The organism is Geodermatophilus obscurus, from assembly GCF_900115395.1.
In the GTDB taxonomy this organism is placed as follows: domain Bacteria; phylum Actinomycetota; class Actinomycetes; order Mycobacteriales; family Geodermatophilaceae; genus Geodermatophilus; species Geodermatophilus obscurus_B.
This window is the reverse complement of the sequence record NZ_FOWE01000001.1, coordinates 392,489-414,014: the sequence shown is the minus strand read 5'-3', so window position 1 is coordinate 414,014 and position 21,526 is coordinate 392,489. Positions and strand designations below refer to the sequence as shown.

The 21,526-nt window shown below is 73.9% G+C and carries 17 protein-coding genes; 4 read left to right on the top strand and 13 right to left on the bottom strand.

Annotated elements, in window-relative coordinates; all coding sequences use genetic code 11:
* Positions 1–23: 23 nt before the first annotated feature.
* Both BM165_RS01920 and recD2 read right to left on the bottom strand, forming a co-directional pair.
* Positions 24–1,622 (bottom strand): DEAD/DEAH box helicase family protein, encoded by a 1,599-nt coding sequence (locus BM165_RS01920; RefSeq protein WP_075011808.1) that lies wholly within the window; start codon positions 1,620–1,622, stop codon positions 24–26.
* Between the two features lie 144 nt (positions 1,623–1,766).
* Positions 1,767–4,004: an SF1B family DNA helicase RecD2 gene (recD2, locus tag BM165_RS01915; protein WP_083426942.1), complete on the bottom strand. Its 2,238-nt coding sequence runs from the start codon at positions 4,002–4,004 to the stop codon at positions 1,767–1,769.
* A 174-nt stretch (positions 4,005–4,178) separates the two neighbouring features.
* Between recD2 and BM165_RS01910 the strand changes: the two genes are divergently transcribed.
* On the top strand, positions 4,179–4,676 hold the full coding sequence (locus tag BM165_RS01910) for a single-stranded DNA-binding protein (RefSeq protein WP_075011806.1): 498 nt from the start codon (positions 4,179–4,181) through the stop codon (positions 4,674–4,676).
* Between the two features lie 103 nt (positions 4,677–4,779).
* Here BM165_RS01910 and BM165_RS01905 read toward each other — a convergent pair whose 3' ends face one another.
* A complete protein-coding gene (locus BM165_RS01905) occupies positions 4,780–5,541 on the bottom strand; it encodes a creatininase family protein (RefSeq protein ID WP_208976602.1) in 762 nt (253 codons plus the stop codon).
* A 204-nt stretch (positions 5,542–5,745) separates the two neighbouring features.
* Between BM165_RS01905 and BM165_RS01900 the strand changes: the two genes are divergently transcribed.
* Together BM165_RS01900 and BM165_RS01895 are read left to right on the top strand one after the other, a co-directional pair.
* Positions 5,746–6,696, top strand: coding sequence for a threonine/serine dehydratase (locus BM165_RS01900; protein WP_075011805.1), 951 nt, complete (start codon positions 5,746–5,748; stop codon positions 6,694–6,696).
* A gap of 63 nt (positions 6,697–6,759) precedes the next feature.
* Positions 6,760–7,989, top strand: a complete 1,230-nt coding sequence (locus BM165_RS01895; RefSeq protein ID WP_075011804.1) for a M20 family metallo-hydrolase — start codon at positions 6,760–6,762, stop codon at positions 7,987–7,989.
* A gap of 30 nt (positions 7,990–8,019) precedes the next feature.
* Here BM165_RS01895 and BM165_RS01890 read toward each other — a convergent pair whose 3' ends face one another.
* The 8 genes from BM165_RS01890 to BM165_RS01855 all read right to left on the bottom strand — a co-directional run bounded on the left by BM165_RS01890 (position 8,020) and on the right by BM165_RS01855 (position 17,058).
* A complete protein-coding gene (locus BM165_RS01890) occupies positions 8,020–9,255 on the bottom strand; it encodes a metal-dependent hydrolase family protein (RefSeq protein ID WP_075011803.1) in 1,236 nt (411 codons plus the stop codon).
* A complete protein-coding gene (locus tag BM165_RS01885) occupies positions 9,252–10,247 on the bottom strand; it encodes a pyridoxal-phosphate dependent enzyme (protein WP_208976601.1) in 996 nt (331 codons plus the stop codon). The genes BM165_RS01890 and BM165_RS01885 overlap by 4 nt, the downstream gene beginning before the upstream one ends.
* Entirely contained in the window at positions 10,244–11,089 is an 846-nt protein-coding gene (locus BM165_RS01880; RefSeq protein ID WP_075011802.1) for an ABC transporter permease, read from the bottom strand. Before BM165_RS01880 ends, BM165_RS01885 begins: the two co-directional genes overlap by 4 nt.
* A 15-nt stretch (positions 11,090–11,104) precedes the next feature.
* A complete protein-coding gene (locus tag BM165_RS01875) occupies positions 11,105–12,031 on the bottom strand; it encodes an ABC transporter permease (RefSeq protein WP_075011801.1) in 927 nt (308 codons plus the stop codon).
* Between the two features lie 87 nt (positions 12,032–12,118).
* Positions 12,119–13,714, bottom strand: coding sequence for an ABC transporter substrate-binding protein (locus BM165_RS01870; RefSeq protein WP_075011800.1), 1,596 nt, complete (start codon positions 13,712–13,714; stop codon positions 12,119–12,121).
* Positions 13,715–13,798: 84 nt separating this feature from the next.
* Positions 13,799–14,857 carry an ABC transporter ATP-binding protein gene (locus BM165_RS01865; protein ID WP_083426941.1) on the bottom strand — a complete coding sequence of 353 codons (1,059 nt, stop codon included), beginning with the start codon at positions 14,855–14,857 and terminating at the stop codon, positions 13,799–13,801.
* Positions 14,854–15,897 (bottom strand): ABC transporter ATP-binding protein, encoded by a 1,044-nt coding sequence (locus BM165_RS01860; RefSeq protein WP_075011799.1) that lies wholly within the window; start codon positions 15,895–15,897, stop codon positions 14,854–14,856. Before BM165_RS01860 ends, BM165_RS01865 begins: the two co-directional genes overlap by 4 nt.
* A 111-nt stretch (positions 15,898–16,008) precedes the next feature.
* A complete protein-coding gene (locus tag BM165_RS01855; RefSeq protein WP_075011798.1) occupies positions 16,009–17,058 on the bottom strand; it encodes an Lrp/AsnC family transcriptional regulator in 1,050 nt (349 codons plus the stop codon).
* Positions 17,059–17,222: 164 nt separating this feature from the next.
* Here BM165_RS01855 and BM165_RS01850 point away from each other — a divergent pair, with 164 nt between their 5' ends.
* On the top strand, positions 17,223–18,452 hold the full coding sequence (locus BM165_RS01850) for a M20 metallopeptidase family protein (protein ID WP_244273962.1): 1,230 nt from the start codon (positions 17,223–17,225) through the stop codon (positions 18,450–18,452).
* Between the two features lie 71 nt (positions 18,453–18,523).
* On the opposite strand, the gene BM165_RS01845 is transcribed toward BM165_RS01850, so the two are convergent.
* On the bottom strand, positions 18,524–20,455 hold the full coding sequence (locus BM165_RS01845) for an acyl-CoA dehydrogenase family protein (RefSeq protein ID WP_075011797.1): 1,932 nt from the start codon (positions 20,453–20,455) through the stop codon (positions 18,524–18,526).
* Positions 20,452–21,516: an NAD-dependent epimerase/dehydratase family protein gene (locus tag BM165_RS01840; protein WP_177225062.1), complete on the bottom strand. Its 1,065-nt coding sequence runs from the start codon at positions 21,514–21,516 to the stop codon at positions 20,452–20,454. The genes BM165_RS01845 and BM165_RS01840 overlap by 4 nt, the downstream gene beginning before the upstream one ends.
* Positions 21,517–21,526 lie beyond the last annotated feature (10 nt).

The following is a 21,526-nucleotide window of genomic DNA, read 5'->3' as shown; positions in this document are numbered from 1 at the left end:
CGGCCCCGCTCCGGCAGCGGGGCTCAGGCGACGTCGGAGCGGCCGTCGGTGCCGGTGCGCTGCGCGGCGATGACCTCGCGCACCAGCGCGGTCAGCCGCTTGGTCGCCACGTGCTCGACGGGCCGGCCGAAGCGGGCGCCGATCTGCTCCCCGGTCACGCCCAGCGCCTCGAGGCTGGCGAGCACGCCGCGTCGCGCGGCGGTGCTGCGCCGGTCCTTCGGGTCGTCCGGGGTCGGCGAGGACTCCAGCAGCGGGTTCGCCGGCGCGACCTCGCGACCGTCCTCCGGACGGGGCGCGGCCATGGCCGCCTGCGCGGCCGCGGACGCGGCCTGGGCGGCCTGCACCACCGCGGGCGGCGTCTGCGGAGCGGACGGGTCGCCGGTCGCGACGCGGCGCCGTCCGGCCGGGTGGGCCTTCATCGACGCCTCGAGGAGCTGCTCGTGCCGGGCGCGGATCAGCTCCGCGATCGTGTACGAGCCGCTGGGGGTCGCCACCTCGGCCTGCAGGAGCCCGGCGCGGTTGCCCTCGGTCCACACCTCGCGCAGCTCGTCGTCGCCGCGGGCGTCGCCGATCCGGTCGACCAGGTCGGCGACGTCGGGCTCCTGCGATGCGCCCGGCCGGACACCCGCGCGGCCGGTCGGTGGCGCGGCCGGCGTCGTCGCCTGCTGCGTGACCTGCCGAGCGGGCGGCTGGGCCGCCTGCTGGCTCACCTGCCGGGCGGCCGGCCAGTCCTCCTGCTGGGTGGCCTGCCGGGGGGCCCGGGCCTCCTCGGTGCGCTCGTGCTCGAGCAGCCCGCCGCCGTGGAAGGACACGAGGTCACGCACGTGCGCGGTGCCCGGGTCGCACTTGAGCGCGTCGAAGACCAGCCACTCCAGCAGCCGGCCGGTGGCCGCCGAGTCGGTGACCTCCCGCGCCGGGTCGCTGTTGGGCTTGATGCCGACGTGCACGCTGCGCGCGCCGACGATCAGCGGCCGGCGCCCGCGGCGCAGGCGCATCCACACCGAGGCCGCGTACGGGAACTCCCGGTGGGTCTGCACCGACCAGGTTTTCTGCCCCTCGATCGGACGGCCGTTGGCGTCGACCTCGGTGACCTCCTTGCCGCGGGCGGTGACCACCACGATGCCGGGGAAGGTGAGCAGCTCGGTCTGCAGCTTGCGCCAGCGCGAGCCCGCGTCGTTCCACAGGTTCTGGCTGATGGTGACCTCGGCGTTGGGGTCGCGCTTGAGCAGCTCGCGGTTGCGGGCCGACTTGGCGGCGCGGTCGCTGGCCCAGTCCTTCAGGCCGTCCCAGATTGCCGAGCCGGTGTCGATCGCCAGCACCACCGGCGGCTGACCGGCGTCGGCGGCGCGGCGCGCCTCGGCCTTGACCGCCTGCACCGCGGCGAGCACCGCGGCGTAGGAACCGTCGTGCTCGATCAGCTGGTACCTCGCGCCGGGGATCGCGCCGTACTCGTCGCCGGCGCCCTCGTTGAGGTCGATCCAGTAGAGCGCGCCGATCCTGTCGCTGCTGCTGAACTGGGCGAGGGCCCAGCTCTTGCCCGCCTTCTCCTCTCCCTCGAGGAGGATGCACGGCCACGGGACGCGGCCGGTGGGCTTGCGGGTCTTGAGACCGGGGACGGTCATGGGAGCTCCTTGGTGACACGGGGAAGATGTCACCCCGGACACTAGGGACGGGTACCGACAGAAACCGGCGTGTCGGCTTGACACCCACCTCCCGTCACGGGCGGCGTTCGCCGCCGGCGAACGCCACCGGCCCCGGCCGTCCGGTCAGGCCGCGGCGGCGTCGGCCCCGGGCGCCGCGCCGCGGAGCCGGTGCGCGAGGGCGGTGTGCCGCCGTCCGGAGCCGGCGGCCCGCACCGCCTGGGCGAGGGCCCGCGGTGACCCGACGAGCACGACCAGCTGCTTGGCGCGGGTGACCGCGGTGTAGAGCAGGTTGCGCTGCAGCATCGTCCAGGCGCTGGTGGTCAGCGGGACGACGACGCAGGGGTACTCGCTGCCCTGGGACCGGTGGACGGTGACGGCGTAGGCGTGCACCAGCTCGTCGAGCTCGCCGAAGTCGTAGCGGATCGACTCGTCCTCGTCGGTGTGGACGGTGACGGTCTGCTCGACGGCGTCGACCGCGGTGACGACGCCCTGGGTCCCGTTGAAGACCCCGTTCCGCCCCTTGTCGTAGTCGTTGCGGATCTGGCTGACCTTGTCCCCGACCCGGAACACCCGCCCGCCGAACCGCTTCTCGGGGCGGTCGGGCCGGGCCGGCGTCAGCGCCTCCTGCAACAGCTCGTTGAGCGCGGCGGCGCCGGCCGGCCCGCGGTGCACCGGGGTCAGCACCTGGACGTCGCGGCGCGGGTCGAGGCCGAACCGGGCCGGGATCCGGCGCACCACGACGTCGGCGGTGAGCCGGGCGGCCTCCTCGGCGTCGTCGGTGGCGAAGAGGAAGAAGTCGTCGAGACCGCGGACCTCGGGCACCTGCCCGGCGTTGATGCGGTGGGCGTTGGTCACCACCCCCGACCGGCCGGCCTGCCGGAAGACCTGCGTCAGGCGCACGTGCGGCACCGGGGTGCCCGCGGCCAGCAGGTCGCGCAGCACCTCGCCGGCACCGACGGAGGGCAGCTGGTCGACGTCGCCGACCAGGAGCAGGTGCGCGCCGGGCGCGACGGCCCGCACCAGCTTGTTGGCCAGCAGCAGGTCCAGCATCGAGGACTCGTCGACGACGACCAGGTCGGCCGGCAGCGGCCGGTCCCGGTCGAAGCCGGCGGCCCCTCCCGGGCGCAGCTCCAGGAGCCGGTGCACCGTGACCGCCTCCACGCCGGTCAGCTCGGTCAGCCGCCTCGCGGCCCGCCCGGTCGGCGCCGCCAGCACGATCCGCGCGCCCTTCGCGGCCGCGAGGGTGACGATCGAGCGGACCGTGAAGCTCTTGCCGCAGCCGGGGCCACCGGTAAGCACGGCGACCCGCTCGGTCAGCGCCAGACGCACGGCCTCCTGCTGGCCGGACGCGAGGTCCACGCCGGTGCGCCGGTGCAGCCAGGCCAGCGCGGCGTCCCAGTCGACGGCGGCGAAGGCCGGCATCCGGTCGACGTCGGCCGTCGCGAGCCGCCGCAGCCCCGCGGCCAGGGAGACCTCCGCGCGGTGGAAGGGGACGAGGTAGTACGCGACCGTCGGGGGCTGCCCGGCCGCTCCGGGGAACTCCTCCCGGATCACCCCCTGGTCGGCCACCAGCAGGGCCAGGCAGTGACCGACCAGGACGGAGGGGACCTGCAGGATCTCGACCGCCCGGGCGACCAGCTCGGCCTCGGGCAGGAAGCAGTGCCCCTGCCCGGTCGCCTCGGAGAGCACGAACTGGACCCCCGCCTCGACCCGCTGGGTGCTGTCGTGCGGGATCCCGACGGCGGCCGCGATCGTGTCGGCGGTGCGGAACCCGATCCCCCACACCTCGGCGGCCAGGCGGTAGGGCTCGGTGCGGACGACGCCGATCGAGGCGCCGCCGTACTGCTTGTAGATGCGCACGGCCAGCGAGGTGGACACACCCACGCCCTGCAGGAAGACCATGACCTCCTTGATGGCGCGCTGCTCCTCCCACGCCGCGGTGATCAGCCGGGTCCGCTTCGGGCCCAGGTTCGGCACCTCGGCCAGCCGCGCCGGCTCCTCCTCGATGACCCGCAGCGCGTCGACGCCGAAGTGGTCGACGATCCGCTCGGCCAGCCGCGGGCCGATGCCCTTGACCAGCCCGGAGCCCAGGTAGCGGCGGATGCCCTGCACGGTGGCCGGCAGCACCGTCGTGTAGTCGTCGACCAGGAACTGCCGGCCGTACTGGGGGTGCGCTCCCCAGCGCCCGCGCAGCCGCAGGGTCTCCCCCGGCTGCGCGCCAAGCAGCGAGCCCACCACGGTGACCAGGTCACCGCCGCGCCCGGTGTCGACGCGGGCCACGGTGTACCCGGTCTGGGCGTTGGCGAAGGTGATCCGCTCCAGCGTCGCCTCCAGCACCGCCCCGGCCCGCGCCTCCCCCACCTGCGCTCCCCCTCGCTCGTGCGTCGTCCGACGACCGAGCGTTCCACGCACCGGTGACAGTCCGCGGTCCTGCGGCGGTGGGCCGGCAGCGAAGGCACGGAACTGTCGGTGGGTCGCCCTAGCCTCCAGACGCTCACCTGAGCGATGCACCGACACGACACGGAGGACCGGATCATGGCCGGCGACACAGTCATCACCATCATCGGCAACCTGACCAGCGACCCCGAGCTGCGCTGGACACCCTCGGGCGCGGCGGTCGCCAACTTCACCATCGCCTCGACCCCGCGCACCCTCGACCGCCAGACGCAGGAGTGGAAGGACGGCGAGCCGCTGTTCCTCCGCTGCAGCGTGTGGCGGCAGGCGGCGGAGCACGTCGCCGAGTCGCTGACCCGCGGCTCGCGGGTGATGGCCCAGGGCCGCCTCAAGCAGCGCTCCTTCGAGACGAAGGAGGGCGAGAACCGCACCGTGATCGAGCTCGAGGTCGACGAGATCGGCCCGTCGCTCCGCTACGCGACGGCGACGGTCACCCGGGTCTCGCGCTCCGGGGACGGCGGCGGGGCCCCCGGCGGCCGGGCCGGCGCCGAGGAGGCGCTCGCCCGCACCGGCGGAGGCGGCTCGTCCGATCCCTGGGGCGCGCCGGCCGGCGGCACCGGCGAGGAGCCGCCCTTCTGAGCACCGTGGCGCCGCCGTTCCCCGAGGGACGGCGGCGCCCCGGGGCTGCTGCCCGCCGACCACGCCTGGCCGTTCGGCCGTGTCCGTCGCGGAGCGGTCCGGGTCAGCTGCCCGTGGGCGCCATCCGCTCGCGGAAGTGGCCGGCGATCATGTCGGCGACCCGCTGCACGCACAGCGCACCGATGGCCTCCGAGAACCCGTGCGGATCGCCCATGACCCCGGTGTCGGAGAGCGCCTCGATCCCGCCGGTGAACAGGCGCTCCAGCACGGCGTCGTCCACCGGTCCGGTGTACCCGCGGGCCAGCTGGTCCGTCCGCACGTCGCCGGGCCGGAGGTGGGCGTACACGGAGGACTCGGCCACGTCCGCGTGTCCGCCGACGTCCTCGGGACGCCCTCCCCCGTCCTCGACGCACGACCGCCACACCCGGACGAGGCCCAGCAGGTCGGAGAAGACCAGCACCCGGCAGTCCGGCCCCACCAGGTCGTCCAGCCGCTGCTCCATCTCCGCCAGCGGCGCGTAGTTCCCGCCGTGCGCGGAGAAGCACAGGATGGCGCGGAACCCGTGCGCGGCCAGGCTCCGGCAGTAGTCGGAGTAGACCGCCTCGAACGTCTCCGGCCGCAGGCTGATCGTCCCGGGGAAGGCCATGTGGTGCGGCGACACGCCGACCCGGATTGTCGGGGCGACCAGCGCGGTCCCGAGCCGCTCGGCGACCTCCTGGGCCAGCCGGTCGGCGTGCACGGCGTCCACGTCGAGGGGCAGGTGGCGGCCGTGCTGCTCCACCGCTCCGCACGGAACGACGACGTCGTGCCGTCCCCCGGCGAGCGCGGCCCGGATCTCCCCGGACGTCATCTTCTCGAGCAGCACGGGACCTCCGGGTGGTCGGCGTCTCGGGGCGGCCGGGTACGGATCGGCCACCGCTCGCCGACGCTCATGAGCCGATCCTGGCCCCTGACGGGCCGGAGGGGGAGGCCGCCGGCGACGGTCGGTGCCGTCCGGCGGAGGCCGGTACGGTGCCGGATACCGCTCGGGCGGCGGCGCCGCCGGGAGCACCCACCGGGAGGAGGTCGCATGACCATCGCGCGGTCCGAGGTCCGGCGGGCGGCGCTGCGGATCGCGCCGTACGTGCGGCGCACCCCCACCGTCCTCCTGGGTGCCGACCGGGCCGGCCTGCCGCACGACGTCGTCCTCAAGCTCGAGGGCCTCCAGCACTCCGGGTCCTTCAAGGCCCGGGGCGCCTTCAACACGCTGCTGTCCGCGCCGGTCCCGGAGGCCGGGGTCATCGCGGCGTCCGGCGGCAACCACGGGGCGGCGGTGGCCTACGCCGCCGCGCGGCTCGGGCACCGGGCACGGGTCTTCGTGCCGGCCAACGCGCCCGAGGCGAAGCTGGCGCGGATCCGGCGCTACGGCGCCGAGGTCACGCCGGTGGGCAACGACTACGCCGAGGCCTACCAGCGGAGCCTGGACGAGGAGGCCCGCACCGGCGCCGTCCGGGTGCACGCCTACGACCAGCGGGAGGTCGTCGTGGGCCAGGGGACGGTCGCCTACGAGCTCAGCCGGCAGGCACCGGACCTCGACACCGTCCTGGTCGCCGTCGGCGGCGGCGGGCTGATCGCCGGGTGCGCCAGCTGGTACACCGACAGCGTCCGGGTCGTCGCGGTGGAGCCCGAACGCGCCCCGACGCTGCACGCGGCACGGGCTGCCGGGAGCCCGGTCGACGTCGAGGTCGGCGGGATCGCCGCGGACGCGCTCGGTGCCCGCCGCCTGGGCACCATCGCCGCCGAGGTGACCGGCCGGTACGTCGACGAGTCCCTGCTGGTGCCCGACGCCGCCATCCGTCGGGCCCAGGAGGTCCTCTGGGAGGAGCTGCGGGTGCTCGCCGAACCGGGCGGTGCCACCGCCGTCGCGGCACTGCTCTGCGGTGCCTACGTCGGCGCGCCGGGTGAGCGCGTCGGGGTGCTCGTCTGCGGCGCCAACCTGGATCCGGCCTCGTGGTCGGTGCTGCCCGCGACGGGGGTCTGACCGGTGCCCCCCGCCGCCGACGACCGGCACCCTGCCGATCGGCCCGACCCGCGCGGAGCACGCATGAGCACCGACGCCGTTCCCGTCGACCAGGACCTGCTCGGCACCTACATCCAGGAGCTCGGCGCCATCGGGGAGACCCCGGAGGGCATGTACCGGTTCCAGTACGACGACGCCTGGCAGCGCGCCCGGGACACCCTCCTGACCTGGATCGACGAGGCCGGACTCGACGGCCGGGTCGACGCGGTGGGCAACGTCTTCGGACGGCTGCCGGGCTCCGGGGACGGCGTGGTCCTGACCGGATCGCACGTCGACACGGTGCCCTCGGGCGGGAAGTACGACGGTGCCCTCGGCGTCGTGGGGGGCCTGGCCGCGCTGGCGGCGCTGCGCTCGCACGGCACCCCGACCACGACCCTGGAGGTCGTCGCCCTCTGCGAGGAGGAGAGCAGCCGCTTCCCGGCCAACTTCTTCGGCACCCGGGCGCTGCTCGGACTGGTCGCCCCGGACGAGCCCGAGCGGCTCCGGGACCGGGACGGGGTCACGATGGCCGAGGCGATGCGCCGCGCCGGCCTCGACCCCGGCCTCGTGGCCGACGCCGAGCGGCACGACCTGAGGGCCTTCCTCGAGCTCCACGTCGAGCAGGGCCGGGTGCTGGCCGACGAGGCCGTCGACATCGGCCTCGTGGAGGTCATCCCGGCCATCGCCTGGGAGACGATCACCGTCCACGGCCGGCAGGACCACGCCGGCGCCACCCCGATGGACCTGCGGAGGGACGCGCTGCAGGCGGCCGCGCAGATGACCCGGGAGATCACCGCGCTGGTCGAGCAGGAGGGCCGGCCCGCGGTGGTCACCGCCGGCCGCTGGACCGTCGAGCCCGGCCAGCCCAGCGTCGTGCCCGGACTGGCACGGTTCTCGCTGGACCTCCGGCACCCCGACCTCGCCGTACGGGACCGGCTGCTCGACGGGGTGCACCGGATCTGCGCGACCGTGGCCGAGCGGCACGGGGTGGTGGTGGACGTCGTCCGCGACAAGGACGAGGAGCCGGCGACGATGGACGCGGGCCTGCTCGACGTCTGCCGGGACGCCGCCGAGCGGTGCGGCGCGAGCTGGCGGCGGATGCCCAGCGGCGCCGGGCACGACAGCCAGCTGATGGCCTCCCGCGTGCCGACGGCGATGGTGTTCGTGCCCAGCGTCGAGGGGCGCTCGCACACCCCGGCCGAGTTCACCTCGCTGCTCGACTGTGCCCGTGGCGCCTCAGTGCTGGCCAGCGCCCTGCACCGGCTGGCCTACTGACCGCCCGCGGGGAGCCCTCCCCCGCAGGGCTCAGGCCGGAACGGGCACCGCCGCCCCGGTCCCGGCCAGCTCGTCGTGGTGCACCACGCCGTCCTTCACGACGAGCACCACCCGTCCGGTGGCGGTGACGTCGGCCAGCGGGTCGCCGTCGACCAGCACGAGGTCGGCGAGCTTGCCCACCTCGAGCGTGCCGATCTCGCCGTCCATGCCCAGGTTCGCCGCGGCGCCGGACGTCGCGGACACCAGCGCCTGCATCGGGGTCAGCCCGTGCTGCACCATCAGCGCGAGCTCGCGGGCCAGGTCGCCGTGGGCGTTGAACGGCGTCCCGGCGTCGGTGCCCGCGGCGATCCGCATGCCGGAGGTGACCGCCGCGGCGAAGCTCTCCCGCTGCTGCGCCGCCTCGGACTCGGCCTTCTCCACCACCCAGCCGGGGATCCCCTGCGCGCGCCCGTTCCGGACGATCCCGTCGACGGCGAGCATGGTGGGCACGAGGAAGGCGCCCTGGTCGATCGCCAGCTCGAGCAGCTCGTCGTCGAAGTAGAAGCCGTGCTCGACCGAGTCGATCCCGGCGAGCAGGGCGTTGTGGATGCCGGCCCGGCCGATGGCGTGCGTCGTCACCCGCCGACCGGAGTTGTGCGCCTCCTGCGCCACCACGGCCAGCTCCTCCGGCAGCAGGGCGGTCTGCGTCGGCGTCACGCCGGGGGTCAGCACGCCGCCCGTGGCCATCACCTTGATCACCGCCGCCCCGGCCTTGATCTCGGCCCGCGTGGCCTTGCGGACCTCGTCCGGGCCGTCGGCCTCGCGGCCGATGAAGTGCCCGTGCCCGCCGGTCATCGTGATCACCCGGCCGGCGGCCTGCACCCGCGGGCCGGGGACCGCCCCCCGGGCGATCTCCTTCGCCAGCTCGACGACGATGTCGTCGGCGGCGCCGCAGTCGCGCACCGTCGTCACGCCCGACTGCAGGGTGGTCCACGCGCTCCGGGCGGCCCGCAGGGTGGCCACCGGCACCGTGTCCCCGGCGACCTGGGCGAACAGGTCGGGGGCACCGTCGGCCGTCAGGTGCACGTGGCAGTTGACCAGACCGGGCAGGACGGTGCGCCCGCCCCCGTCGACGACCGACTCCGGGGCGGTGCTGGGCGCCTGGTCGGCCGGCCCGATCCAGGCGATGCGGCGGCCCTCCACGACCACCGCCTGTCCGGGGACGGGGTCGGCGCCCGTGCCGTCGAGGACCGTCACGTCGCGGAGCAGGAAGCTGGCGGGAGTCATCGGACCTCTCGGGGGGTGGGGGGGAGCCGGCCGAACAGGGCCAGGTCGACGTTGCCGCCGCTGGCCACGGAGACCACGCGGGTGCCGGGCGGCAGGTCCAGGACGCCGGTCATCAGGGCGGCCAGCGGTGCGGCAGCGGACGGTTCGAGCAGCAGCTTGGTCCGCGGCACCGCGAGGGCCAGCGCCCGCAGCACGTCCTCGTCGCTGACCCGCACCACGCGTTCGACGAAGGCCCGGACGTGGTCCAGGGTCAGCTGCGAGCTCATCGGCGCCGCCAGCCCGTCGGCGACGCTGCGGGCACCCGGCAGCCGCACCGGTGTGCCGGCGTCCAGGCTGCGGGACACCACGTCGGCGGTCTCGGGTTCGATCCCGATCACCCGCACGCCGGGGGCGAGGTCCGCAAGCGCGGCGGCCACGCCCGAGATCAGCCCGCCGCCGCCGACCGGCACCAGCACCACCTCGACGTCCGGCACGTCCTCGGCGATCTCCAGCCCGACGGTGCCGGTGCCGGCCACCACGGCGGGGTCGTCGAAGGGGTGCACCGGGACGCGACCGGTCTCCGCCACGGTGGCCAGGTAGGTGTCGACCAGATCACCGTCGGTGAGCACCACGTCGGCGCCGTACGCCCGGCAGGCGGCGATCTTGGCCGGCACCGCCGTCGCCGGCATGACCACCGTCCCCGGCACGCCGACGCTGGCCGCCGCGTACGCGACGGCCGCACCGGCGTTCCCGGCCGACAGGGTGATCACCCCGCGGGCTCGTTCCTCGACCGGCAGGGACAGCACCGTGTTGAGGGCCCCGCGGGACTTGAAGCTGCCGGTCCGCTGGAACACCTCGGCCTTGAGGTCCAGCCGCACGTCCCAGAGCCCGCCGAGCGTGGTCGACCGCAGCACCGGGGTGCGGTGCACCCGGCCGGCCAGCCGGTCGGCGGCCCGCCGGACGTCGTCGATGCCGACCAGCGCGGTCGCGCTCGTGCGGGAGCCGCCGATCACGCGGCGGGCCGGTCGACGGTCCGCATCCGCGGGTCGAGGGCGTCCCGCAGCCCATCGCCGAGCAGGTTGAAGGCGAGGATGGCGAGGAAGATCGCGATCCCGGGGAAGGTGGTCAGGTGGGGGGCGCTGAAGATGAACTGCCGCCCCTCGCCCAGCATCGTGCCCCACTCGGCAGTGGGTGACTGCACGCCGAGGCCCAGGAAGCCGAGCCCGGCAGCGAGCAGGATGCTCACCCCGATGCTCAGCGTGCCGTGCACCAGCACCGGGGTCAGGGAGTTGCGGAAGACGTGCCGGGTGATGATCCGGAAGTCGCTCGCGCCCAGCGCCCGCGCCGCCTCGACGTAGGGCTCCTCGCGCAGGCTCAGCACCGACGAGCGCACCAGCCGGATGATCACCGGGATCACGCTGATCCCGACCGCGATGATCACGTTCTGCAGGCTGACGCCCAGGACGGCGACCAGCGTGAGGGCCAGCAGGATGCTGGTGAAGGCGAACATCATGTCCGCGAACCGGGAGATGGCCAGGTCGGCCCAACCGCCGTAGTACCCGGCGACCATCCCGAGCGGCACGCCGACGACCAGGCCGATGAGCACGGCGAGCACGCCGATCAGCAGCGAGATCCGGGCGCCGTACATCAGCCGGGTGGCGATGTCCCGGCCCAGCTGGTCGGTGCCCAGCCAGTGGTCCGCGGAGGGCCCCTGGATGGACGAGGCGAGGTCCTGGGCGTTCGGGTCGTAGGGCGAGATGACCGGGGCCAGGATCGCCAGCCCGACGAACGTCACGATGATCCCCAGGCCGATCATGGCCGGCGGGTGGTGGCGGAAGCGCCGCCAGGCTCTCATCGGGTCCCCTCCCCGTCAGTACCGGATCCGCGGGTCGACGACGACGTAGAGGACGTCGACGATCACGTTGAGCAGGATGAACACGGCGGCGTAGACCAGCACGATCCCCTGGACGACGGCGAAGTCGCGGGCCCCGATGGAGTCGACGAGCAGCCGCCCGATGCCCGGCCAGCCGAACACGGTCTCGGTGAGCACCGCCCCGCCCAGCAGCGCCCCGAACTGCAGGCTGATGACCGTCAGGATCGGGATGAACGCGTTGCGCAGCGCGTGCTTGATGATCACCGTCCTCGGGGCGGCGCCCTTGGCCTCCGCCGTGCGGATGTAGTCCTGGCCGAGCACCTCCAGCATGCTGGCGCGGGTCATCCGGGAGACCAGCGCCGTGGAGAACGCCGCCAGGGTCACCGCGGGCAGCACGATGCTCAGCGGCTCGCCGCTGCCGGCCGCCGGCAGCCAGCCGAGCGTGACCGCGAACAGCAGGATGAGCAGCAGGCCCAGCCAGTAGACCGGCATCGAGACGCCCATCATCGCCACGCTGGAGATCGCGTGGTCGAGCAGGGAGTTGCGCCGGACGGCGGCGATCACGCCTGCGGTGATGCCGACCACCGAGCCGATCACCGTGGCGGTGACCGCGAGGATCAGCGTCGCCGGGAGCCGCACCGCGATCTCGCTGGACACCGGTCGCGAGGTCCGCGCCGACTCCCCGAGGTCACCGGTCACCACCCCCGTGATGAACGACCAGTACTGGGCCAGCAGCGACTGGTCAAGCCCCAGCTGCTCCCGGAGCCGGGCCACCTGCTCCTCGCTGGCGTTCAGCCCGGCGAGCACCCGGGCCGGGTCGCCGGGCAGCACCCGGAGCATCAGGAAGATCAGCACCGACACCCCGAACAGGGTGATCAGCGACAACAGCAGGGTGCGCACGATGTGCGCGGCGGTGCCCTTCATCCCTCGCCTCTCCTCCGTGCCCGTCGGGATGCGGTGCGCCGCCGTCCGGCGGGCCGCCCCTGCCGGGGGCAGGGGCGGCCTGGCCGGTCAGCTGGCCGGCCGCGCGTAGATGGCGTCGAACTTCTCCGTCGGCGTGGAGCCGATGCCCTCGACGTCGGTCGAGTGGACGATCGGGAACGACTGCGTCCACAGGAAGATCCAGGGCGCGTCCTCCCAGATGATCTCCGAGGCGTCGCAGTAGAGCTGCTCCCGGGTGTCCTGGTCGATCTCCACGTCGGCCTGGGCGAGGATCGCCTCGACCTCCGGGTTGGTGTAGAACGCCGTCCCCAGGCCCGCCGGCGGGTGGGTGGCCTGGCGGAACATCTGCATCTGGAAGTCCGCGTCCAGGTAGGCGGGCGCCCAGCCGAGCAGGTGCATGTCCACGGTCTCGGGCGACGGCGGTGCGTTCACCCGCGCGAGGAACGACGGGAAGTCACTGGTGGTGACGTTGACCGTCAGCCCGACCTCCCGCAGGTAGCCGGCGATGGCCTCGGCGGCCTGGGCGTCCTGCACGTAGCGGCCGCTGGGGGTCAGCAGGTCCAGGGTGGCGCCCTCGGCGCCCGCCTCGGCCAGCAGCTGCCGCGCCCGGTCCGGGTCGTAGTCGTAGGACCCGGTCTCGCAGTAGCCGAAGAGGCTGGGCGCCATGGGCGCGTTCATCACCTCGGCGGCCCCGAAGAGCACGCTGTCGACGATGGTCTCCTTGTCGACGGCGTAGTTCAGCGCCTGCCGCACCTGCGGGTTGGACAGCACGGGGTCGTTGTTGTCCAGGGCGATGAAGATGGTGCGGTCGCTGGGGGCGAGCAGCACCTCCACGTCGCCGTTGTTCTGCAGCGCCTCGATGTCCGAGACCGGCGGCAGGATGATCATGTCCACCTGGCCGGCGAGCAGCAGGCTCTCCCGGGTGGCGGCCTCCGGGACGATCCGGAAGTTCACCGTGTCGTAGTGGGGCTCCTCGCCCCAGTAGTCGGCGAACTTCTGCACCGTCACGGTCTCACCGGCCGTGTAGGAGTCGAAGGTGTAGGGCCCGGTGCCGACCGGGTTCTGGTAGTTGAGGTTGGTGTTGCCCCCGGTCTCGACCGAGGCCGGGGAGATCATCGCCGCCGTCGTCACGGAGAGGGCGCTGAGGAAGCCCGGCGAGGGGCGGGTCAGCGTGATCTCCACGGTGGACTCGTCGACCGCGGTCACCGACTGGATGACCTCGTAGGGCGAGCCCAGCGGGACGGTGAGCGCCGGGTCGATGATCCGCTCGAGGTTGAACTTGACGGCCTCGGCGTCGAACGGCGTCCCGTCGTGGAACTGCGCGCCCTCGACGAGCCCGAGAGTGACGGTGAGCCCGTCCTCGGAGGTCTCGAACGTCTCGGCGAGCCGGGGTCCGACGGTGCCCTCGTCGTCGACGGTCACCAGCGTCTCGACCACGTAGTCGACCATGTTCTGCACCGTGGTGGTGGTCTGCCCGGCCGGGTCGAAGGTGTCCGGGTCGATGCCGACGGCGATGGAGAAGACGCCTCCGCCGCCCTCCCCGTCCCCCGCAGGCGCCTCGGGGTCCTCGACGCTGCAGGCGCCCACCAGCAGGGCGAGCGCCGCGGCGGCGGCGAGGGACCTGCTCCTGGAGGTGCGGCGGCGCGCTGTGGTGGTGGTGTTCATGGTCTCCCGCTCTGACGGAGTGACACGGTGGACGGACGGACCAGGGACGGTGGGGTACGGGACGGCTCGCCGGTCCCGGGACACTCAGGTGATCACCGGCACGACCTCGGCGAAGTGGCAGGCACTGGGGTGCCCGTGGCCGAAACGGTCGATGAGTGCCGGCTCCTCCTCGGCGCAGATCTGCTGGGCCTTGGGGCAGCGTGTCCGGAAGTTGCAGCCCGAGGGAGGGCTGGCCGGGCTGGGCACGTCGCCGGTCAGGATGATCCGTCCCCGGCTGCCCCGCTTGGTGGGGTCCGGGATCGGCACCGCCGAGAGCAGGGCCTGCGTATAGGGGTGCGTGGGGCGGGCGTAGATGTCCGCCCGGTCGCCGATCTCCACGATCTTCCCCAGATACATGACCGCGACGCGGGCGGAGATGTGCCGCACCACCGCGAGGTCGTGGGCGATGAAGACGAAGGCCAGGCCGAGCCGCTTCTGCAGTTCCTGCAGCAGGTTGACCACCTGCGCCTGGATGGACACGTCCAGCGCGGACACCGGCTCGTCCAGGACCAGGACCTGCGGGTCGAGGGCCAGCGCGCGGGCGATGCCGATCCGCTGACGCTGACCGCCCGAGAACTCGTGCGGGTACCGGTCGGCCTGCACGACGGCCAGCCCCACCGACTCCAGCAGGGCATCGACCCGCGAGCGCAGCTCCCTGCCGCTGGCCAGCCCGTGGATCTGCAACGACTCACCGATGATCGCGCGCACGGTCATCCGCGGATTCAGCGAGGTGTAGGGGTCCTGGAAGACGAACTGCATCTCCCGGCGGACCGCCTTCATCTGCGACCGGGTGAAGCCGCTGATGTCGTTGCCCTTGAACACGACCCTGCCGGCGGTCGGCTCCAGCAGCTTGACGAGGGTCCGGCCCGTGGTGGTCTTGCCACAACCGGACTCCCCCACCAGGCCGAGGGTCTCGCCGGCGGTCAGCGTGAAGCTCACGCCGTCGACCGCGTAGACGGTCCCGACCTGGCGACGGGTGACCCCGCCGCGGATCGGGAAGTGCGTCTTGAGGTCCTCGACCCGCAGGATCTCCTCGCCGTGCGCGGTGCGCTCGTGCAGGTCCTGCGGCGGCGCCGCGGCGGCGTGGGCGTGCGCGGAGCTCATGCGCCGGTGCTCCCCAGGGCGGCACCCATCTCACGGGACACCACGGCCATCTCGGCGGGGACCTCCTCGGAGTAGTGGCAGGCCGACCACTGCCCGCCCCCGACGTCGTAGAGCGGCGGCACCTCCGTGCGGCACGGCTCCCGCCCCCTGGACACCCGGCAGCGCGGGTGGAAGGAGCACCCCGGCGGCAGGTCGATCAGGTTCGGCGGCGAGCCGGGGATCGGGTCCAGCCGCTGCAGGTCCACGTCGAGCCGCGGCAGGCTGCTCATCAGCCCGAGGGTGTAGGGATGACGCGGCGCGGAGAAGATCGACAGGGCGTCGGCGACCTCCACGACCTTGCCGCCGTACATGACGACCACCCGGTCGGCGTGCTCGGCGATCAGCCCCAGGTCGTGGGTGATGAGGATGGTGGCGGCGTTCGTCCGCTCCTGCGCCGTCCGCAGGACGTCGAGGACCTGCGCCTGGATCGTGACGTCCAGCGCGGTGGTCGGCTCGTCGGCGATGAGGACCTTGGGGTCGTTGGCGATGGCCATCGCGATCATCGCGCGCTGCCGCATCCCGCCGGAGTGCTCGTGGGGGTACTGGTCGTAGCGTCCCGCGGGGTTGGGCACGCCGACCATGGTCAGCAGCTCGACCGCACGGGCCCGCGCCTCCGCGCGGCTCATCGTGGAGTCGTGCAGCCGCAGCGCCTCGGAGATCTGCTGCCCGACGGTGAGCACCGGGTTCAGGCTGGTCATCGGGTCCTGGAAGATCATCCCGATCTCGCTGCCGCGCAGCCGCCGGAGCTCCTTCGGGGACATGTGGAGCAGGTCGCGTCCGTCGAAGACGATCTCGCCGGCCACGATGCGTCCGGGCGGGCTCTGGATCAGGCCGAGGATGGACATGGCCGTGACGCTCTTGCCCGAGCCGGACTCACCGACCACGCCGAGGGTCTCGCCGGGGTAGAGGTCCCAGCTCACGTCGTTGACGGCCTTGACCACTCCGGCGGGGGTGACGAATTCCGTCGTCAGCCCCCGGATGGAGAGAACGGGACTGCTCATCAGCAGCGCCTCCTCGACGGATCGGTGGCTGAAAGCTAGGCCACATCTCCCTCGAATGGGTGACGTCCGGATAACGACGGTGGGTCACTACCACATGTGACAGCGGTCACGTCAGAGCGTGACGAGATCGTCCGTTTCTCCGGGCGACGACGGTACCGGCGGCCGCCAGACGTCCATCCGCACCGTGCCGGTGGCACGGCCCCAGGTGTCGAGCAGGCGTCCCATCCGCTTGATGGAGCGGAGCACGACCAGCCGGTCGACCACGTCGGCCTCGGGCACCTGGTGCACCAGCTCCTGCTCGAACCGGTGCACCTCCTCCAGGGAGGGCAGCCAGGCGGTCACGAGCAGGCTGGGCGTGCCCGCGAGGGTGGCGGACAGCCGGACCTGGCGCAGCCGCCCGAGCCGCGAGGCGACGTCGTCCAGCCGGGCGGCCGGCGCGTCGGCCGACAGCACCACCATCACCGGCAGGCCTGCCAGCGGAGCCGCCACCTCCGTCCGCAGGATCACCGCGCCGGAGCCGATCAGCCGGTCGACCCGGCGGCGGGCGGTGGGCTGGCTGATGCCGGTCGCCGCGGCCAGCGCGGCGTAGGAGGCCCGGCCGTCCTCCCCGAGAGCCGACATGAGCTCCCGGTCCACCTCGTCCAGGACGGCGGGGCGGATGAACGGTATCGCGGCGCCGGTCGCGCCGTTGGCGGGCAGCACCCCCAGCCGCCAGGTGCTGCCCTCGGCGTGGAGCCGGGTGGCGATCCGGGCCCTCGTGCCGGTCACGCCGGGCACCCGGTCGAGCCGCTCGAGCAGGTAGCTGCCGAGGGTGGGCAGGTCGACGGCGGCCACGGTCAGGAGCAGGTCGCGGCCGCCGGCGGTGATGTCGACCGAGAGCGCGTGCGCGTCGCGGGCGAGTTCGTGGGCGACCCTGGTCTTCTCGCTGGGCATGCAGGTGACGTCGACGTAGGCCAGCACCTGGGCGTGGTGCGAGCCGGGTCCGGGGGTGCCCGTGACCCAGGCGGCACCGGTGGTCCGCAGCCGCTCCCACCTCCGCGACGCGGTGACGGCGTTGGTGCCGACCACCTCCGCCACCGTCGTCCACGGGGCCCGGGGGTCGCGTTGCAGCGCCTCGGCCAGCGCCAGGTCGTCCTCGTCCAGCGCAACCACTTCTGGCATCCACGGAGCCTCCCATGACCGATGCCTGCAAATCGCGGGACGAGTGGTCGCCGATGCCCAACGATCCGAGCAGCGCACTGGAGGGGTCCGTGGTCGAGCGAGCGAGGCCCCGCGGGGACGGAGCGCCGTCGGGCACGGTCGACGGGCGCGGGCGAGGAGAACACGTGAGCCGGTCAGAGGCACTGCGCGAGGACGCCCGCGCGATGCAGGGCGAGCTGGTGGAGCTGCGGCACCGGCTGCACCGGCAGCCGGAGGTCGGGCTGCAGCTGCCCCGCACCCAGGAGACGGTGCTCGCGGCCCTGGAGGGCCTCGGGCTGGAGGTGTCGACCGGGACGTCGACCACCTCGGTGACCGCTGTGCTGCGTGGCGGCCGGCGGGGGCCGGCGGTGCTGCTCCGCGGCGACATGGACGCGCTGCCGGTGCAGGAGGAGACCGGCCTGGCGTTCAGCAGCGAGGTCGAGGGGGTGATGCACGCCTGCGGGCACGACCTGCACACCGCGATGCTCGTCGGGGCGGCGCGGCTCCTGCACGCCCACCGGGAGACCCTGGCCGGGGACGTGGTCTTCATGTTCCAGCCCGGCGAGGAGGGCTGGGACGGCGCCGGCCACATGCTCGCCGAGGGCGTGCTGGACGCGGCGGGACAGCGGGTGTCCTCGGCCTACGGCATGCACGTCATGTCGGCGATGAACCCCCGAGGGCAGTTCACCACCCGGCCGGGCACGCTGATGGCCGCGAGCGACGAGCTCCGGGTGACCGTGCGCGGCGCCGGTGGCCACGGCTCGGCGCCGCACCTGGCCAAGGACCCGGTGACCGTGGCCGCGCAGCTGGTCGGCGACCTGCAGACGATGGTCACCCGCACGTTCGACGTCTTCGACCCGGTCATCCTGACCGTCGGGCTCTTCCACGCCGGCACGAAGCGGAACATCATCCCGGACGAGGCCACCTTCCAGGCGACCGTCCGCACGTTCTCGGCTGAGGCCCGGGACAGGATGCGGGAGGCGTCGGTGCTCCTCTGCCGGTCGGTGGCCGCCGGCTACGGCCTGGAGGCCGACGCTCAGTACCTCGAGGAGTACCCGGTCACCGTGAACGCACCCGACCACGCGGCGTTCGCCGCGGCGGTCGCCACGGAGGTGTTCGGCGCGGACCGGTACGCGCCCAGGGTGTTCCCGCACGCGGGGTCCGAGGACTTCTCCCGGGTGCTGGAGGCGGTCCCCGGCTGCTACCTGTTCCTCGGCGCCACCGTCGGCGAGGACTGGTCCACGGCCCCCAACAACCACAGCCCGCGGGCCCAGTTCAGCGACGAGGTGCTGGCCGACGGCGTGCTGCTGCACGCCGAGCTCGCGGTGCGCGCGCTCGAGCGGGACGCCGCCGGGACGGTCGCGGCGACCGGCTGACGTCGAGCAGCCCGCCGCACCGCCCCGGAGCGGCTCGCGGCCGGGCCCGTGGCGCCCCCCGGCGGGACCGGCTAACGGGTGGCCGTGGCCTCCGCCGCCCGGGGAGCCCCGGACCGCTCGGCGGTCGGCGGCGCGTGCGTCGGCATCATCGGGCCGTCGCCCGCCGGGTCGAGCACGTCCTCCTCGAACCACGCGTACCGGCCGGCGAGCACCCGCTGCGCGGCCTCGTACTGGGCGTGGTCGTCGTTGGCCCACAGCTGCGCGAAGAGCCGGTCGGCCCGGCGGCGCGCCTGGGTGCAGAACAGGTCGGCCAGCTCCCTGGCCTCCTGGCGGCGGCCGGGCTGCTCGCGCCCGATGGTGTCCGCGTGGACGCACGCGCAGGAGATCGCGTAGAGCTCGGCACCGATGTCGACGATCCGGCCGAGCAGGTGGCCCTTCCGCTCGAGGCGCGCCTGGTAGCGGGCCATCGCGTAGAAGGTCGAGCGCGCGAGCTTGCGGGAGGAGCGTTCGACGTAGCGCACGTGCCCGGCCAGCTCCCCGAACTCGGTGAAGGAGCCCGGCCGCTGGCCGGCGCCCACGGTGAGCCTCGGGAACCAGGTGGCGTAGAAGGCGCCGGCCGTCGCGGCGGCCCTCGCCTTCCGGGCCGGGCCGGCGTTCCCGAGCACCAGGTCCCCCGCCACCTTGAGGTGCTCGTCGACGGCCTCGCGGGCGATCAGCAGGTGCATGATCTCCGTGGACCCCTCGAAGATGCGGTTGATCCGCATGTCGCGCAGCATCTGCTCGGCCGGTACCGGCTTCTCGCCGCGTCGCGCGAGCGACTCGGCGGTCTCGTAGGCGCGACCGCCGCGGATCTGCACCATCTCGTCGACGGCGGTCCAGCCGAGTTCCGACGCGTACAGCTTGGCGAGGGCGGCCTCGATGCGGATGTCGTTGCGCTTGTCGTCGGCCAGGCGGCTGGACACGTCGAGCACCGCCTCGAGGCCGAACGCGGTGCCCGCCAGCCAGGCGAGCTTCTGCGCGATCGGGTCGTGCTCGCCGATGGGCCGGCCCCACTGCTTCCGTTCGGCCGACCACTCGCGCGCGATCTTGAGCGAGTACTTGACCGCCGACACGCAGAACGCCGGCAGCGACAGCCGGCCGGTGTTGAGCGTGGTGAGCGCGATCCGCAGGCCCTTGCCCTCGCCGCCGATGACGTCCTCGGTGGGGACGAAGACGTCGTCGAAGCGCGTGACCGAGTTCTCGATGCCCCGGAGTCCCATGAACTCGTTGCGGTGCTCGACGGTGATGCCCTCGCGATCGCAGGGACAGATGAAGGCGGTGATGCCGCCCCGGTGGCCGTCGGACTCCGGGACCACGGCCATGACCACCACCACGTCGGCGATGGCGCCGTTGGTCGCCCACAGCTTGGTGCCGCTGATCCGGTAGCCCGTGCCGTCCTCGGTCGGGACGGCGGTCGTGCTCATGCGCGCCGGGTCCGAGCCGACGTCGGGCTCGGTGAGCAGGAACGCCGAGATGGAGTCCCTGGCCAGCCGGGGCAGCCACGTGCGCTTCTGCTCCTCGGAACCGAACAGGCGCAACGGCTCGGGCAGACCGATCGACTGGTGGGCGGACAGCAGTGTCGAGAGCGACGAGTGCCAGGTGCCGGCCATCGCCAGGGCCCTGTTGTAGTAGACCTGGCTGAGCCCGAGCCCACCGTGTTCCCTCGGGATCTTCATGCCCAGCGCGCCCAGGTCCTCGAGGCCCCGGATGACGTCCTCGGGGATCCTCGCCTCCCGCTCGATCCGCCGCGGGTCGACCCGGTCGACGAGGAAGGTACGGAGGCGCCCGAGGAACGCCTCACCCTCGTCGACCGCGGCCGCGTCGAGCTCCGGCTGCGGGTGGATCAGCTCGAGACGGAAGTTGCCGAGGAAGAGCTCCTTGCCGAACGACGGCCTGGTCCACTCGGTCTCACGGCCGGCCTCGGCCACCTGCTTCGACTGCTCGTACGACGGGTGCGACGTCATGCACCACCATCACCCCTGTCCCCCCCGTCGGACAACGGTTCCCGACCGCCCCGACCGCCCCGACCGCCGTGGCCGCCGTGGCGCACGGCGGCCAGGGTGCGGCGCACCCCCTCCTCGTAGGGAGTGGGGGTGGTCCCGAACGCCCGGGCAGCGCGCCCGCCGTCCACCACGAACGGCTGCTCGAACTGGTAGACCATCTCGGCGCCCTCGCGGGCCAGCGGCAGGACCGAGCCGAGCCGGCGGACCCGCGCACTCCCGTGCCGCACCAGCCGCAGCCGGGTGCCGGCCTGCCGGCACGCCTCGGCCGCCAGCGCCCGCCCGGTGGTCGCACCGGGGTGGGGCACGTGCCACACCCCGGCGTCGGAGGTGTCCGCCGTCCCGGCGGCGGCGAGGGTGGCGGCGAAGTCGTCGATGAACGTCGGCGTCAGCGGCAGGTCGGGGTCGCCGAGGTACTGCACCGGCCATCCGCGCAGTGCCGGGACGAACACGTTGTCGCCGAGCAGCGACCGCACGCCGGGCCCGTACAGCTCCCCCGCACGCACGACGCTGACCTGCAGGCGCCCGGCCGCGGCGGCGTGGAGCATCCGCTCGGCCAGCCATGCGCGCAGCACCCCCTTGGAGCTCACCGGCCGCCACGGGGTGTCCTCGGTCATCGGCCCGCCGACGCGGCCGTACATCCACGTGTCGTCCGCGTAGACCAGGCGCGCCCCGACGCGGGAGGCGGCGTCGACGAGGGCGTCGGTGACCACGGGGAAGTCGCTGCGCCAGCGCGCGAGCACCGGCATGACGCAGTGGTGGACGGCGACCGCGCCCCGGCAGGCGGCCGCCAGGTCCCGGGCGTCGGTGGCGTCCGCGCCCGCCGTCTCCACGCCCGGGACGCCGACGTCCCGGCCGTCGCGGGTGACCGCGCGCACGCGGTACCCGGCGCGGTGCAGGTGGGCCACCAGCCGCCGTCCGGTGGCTCCCCCGGCTCCCACGACGGCGTGCACGGCCGTGGGGTCGGCGACCGGCACCGTCGGCTCGGCGGGGGCTCCGCCGGGTGCCTGTGGATCTGCCCTCACCGGCGCTCCT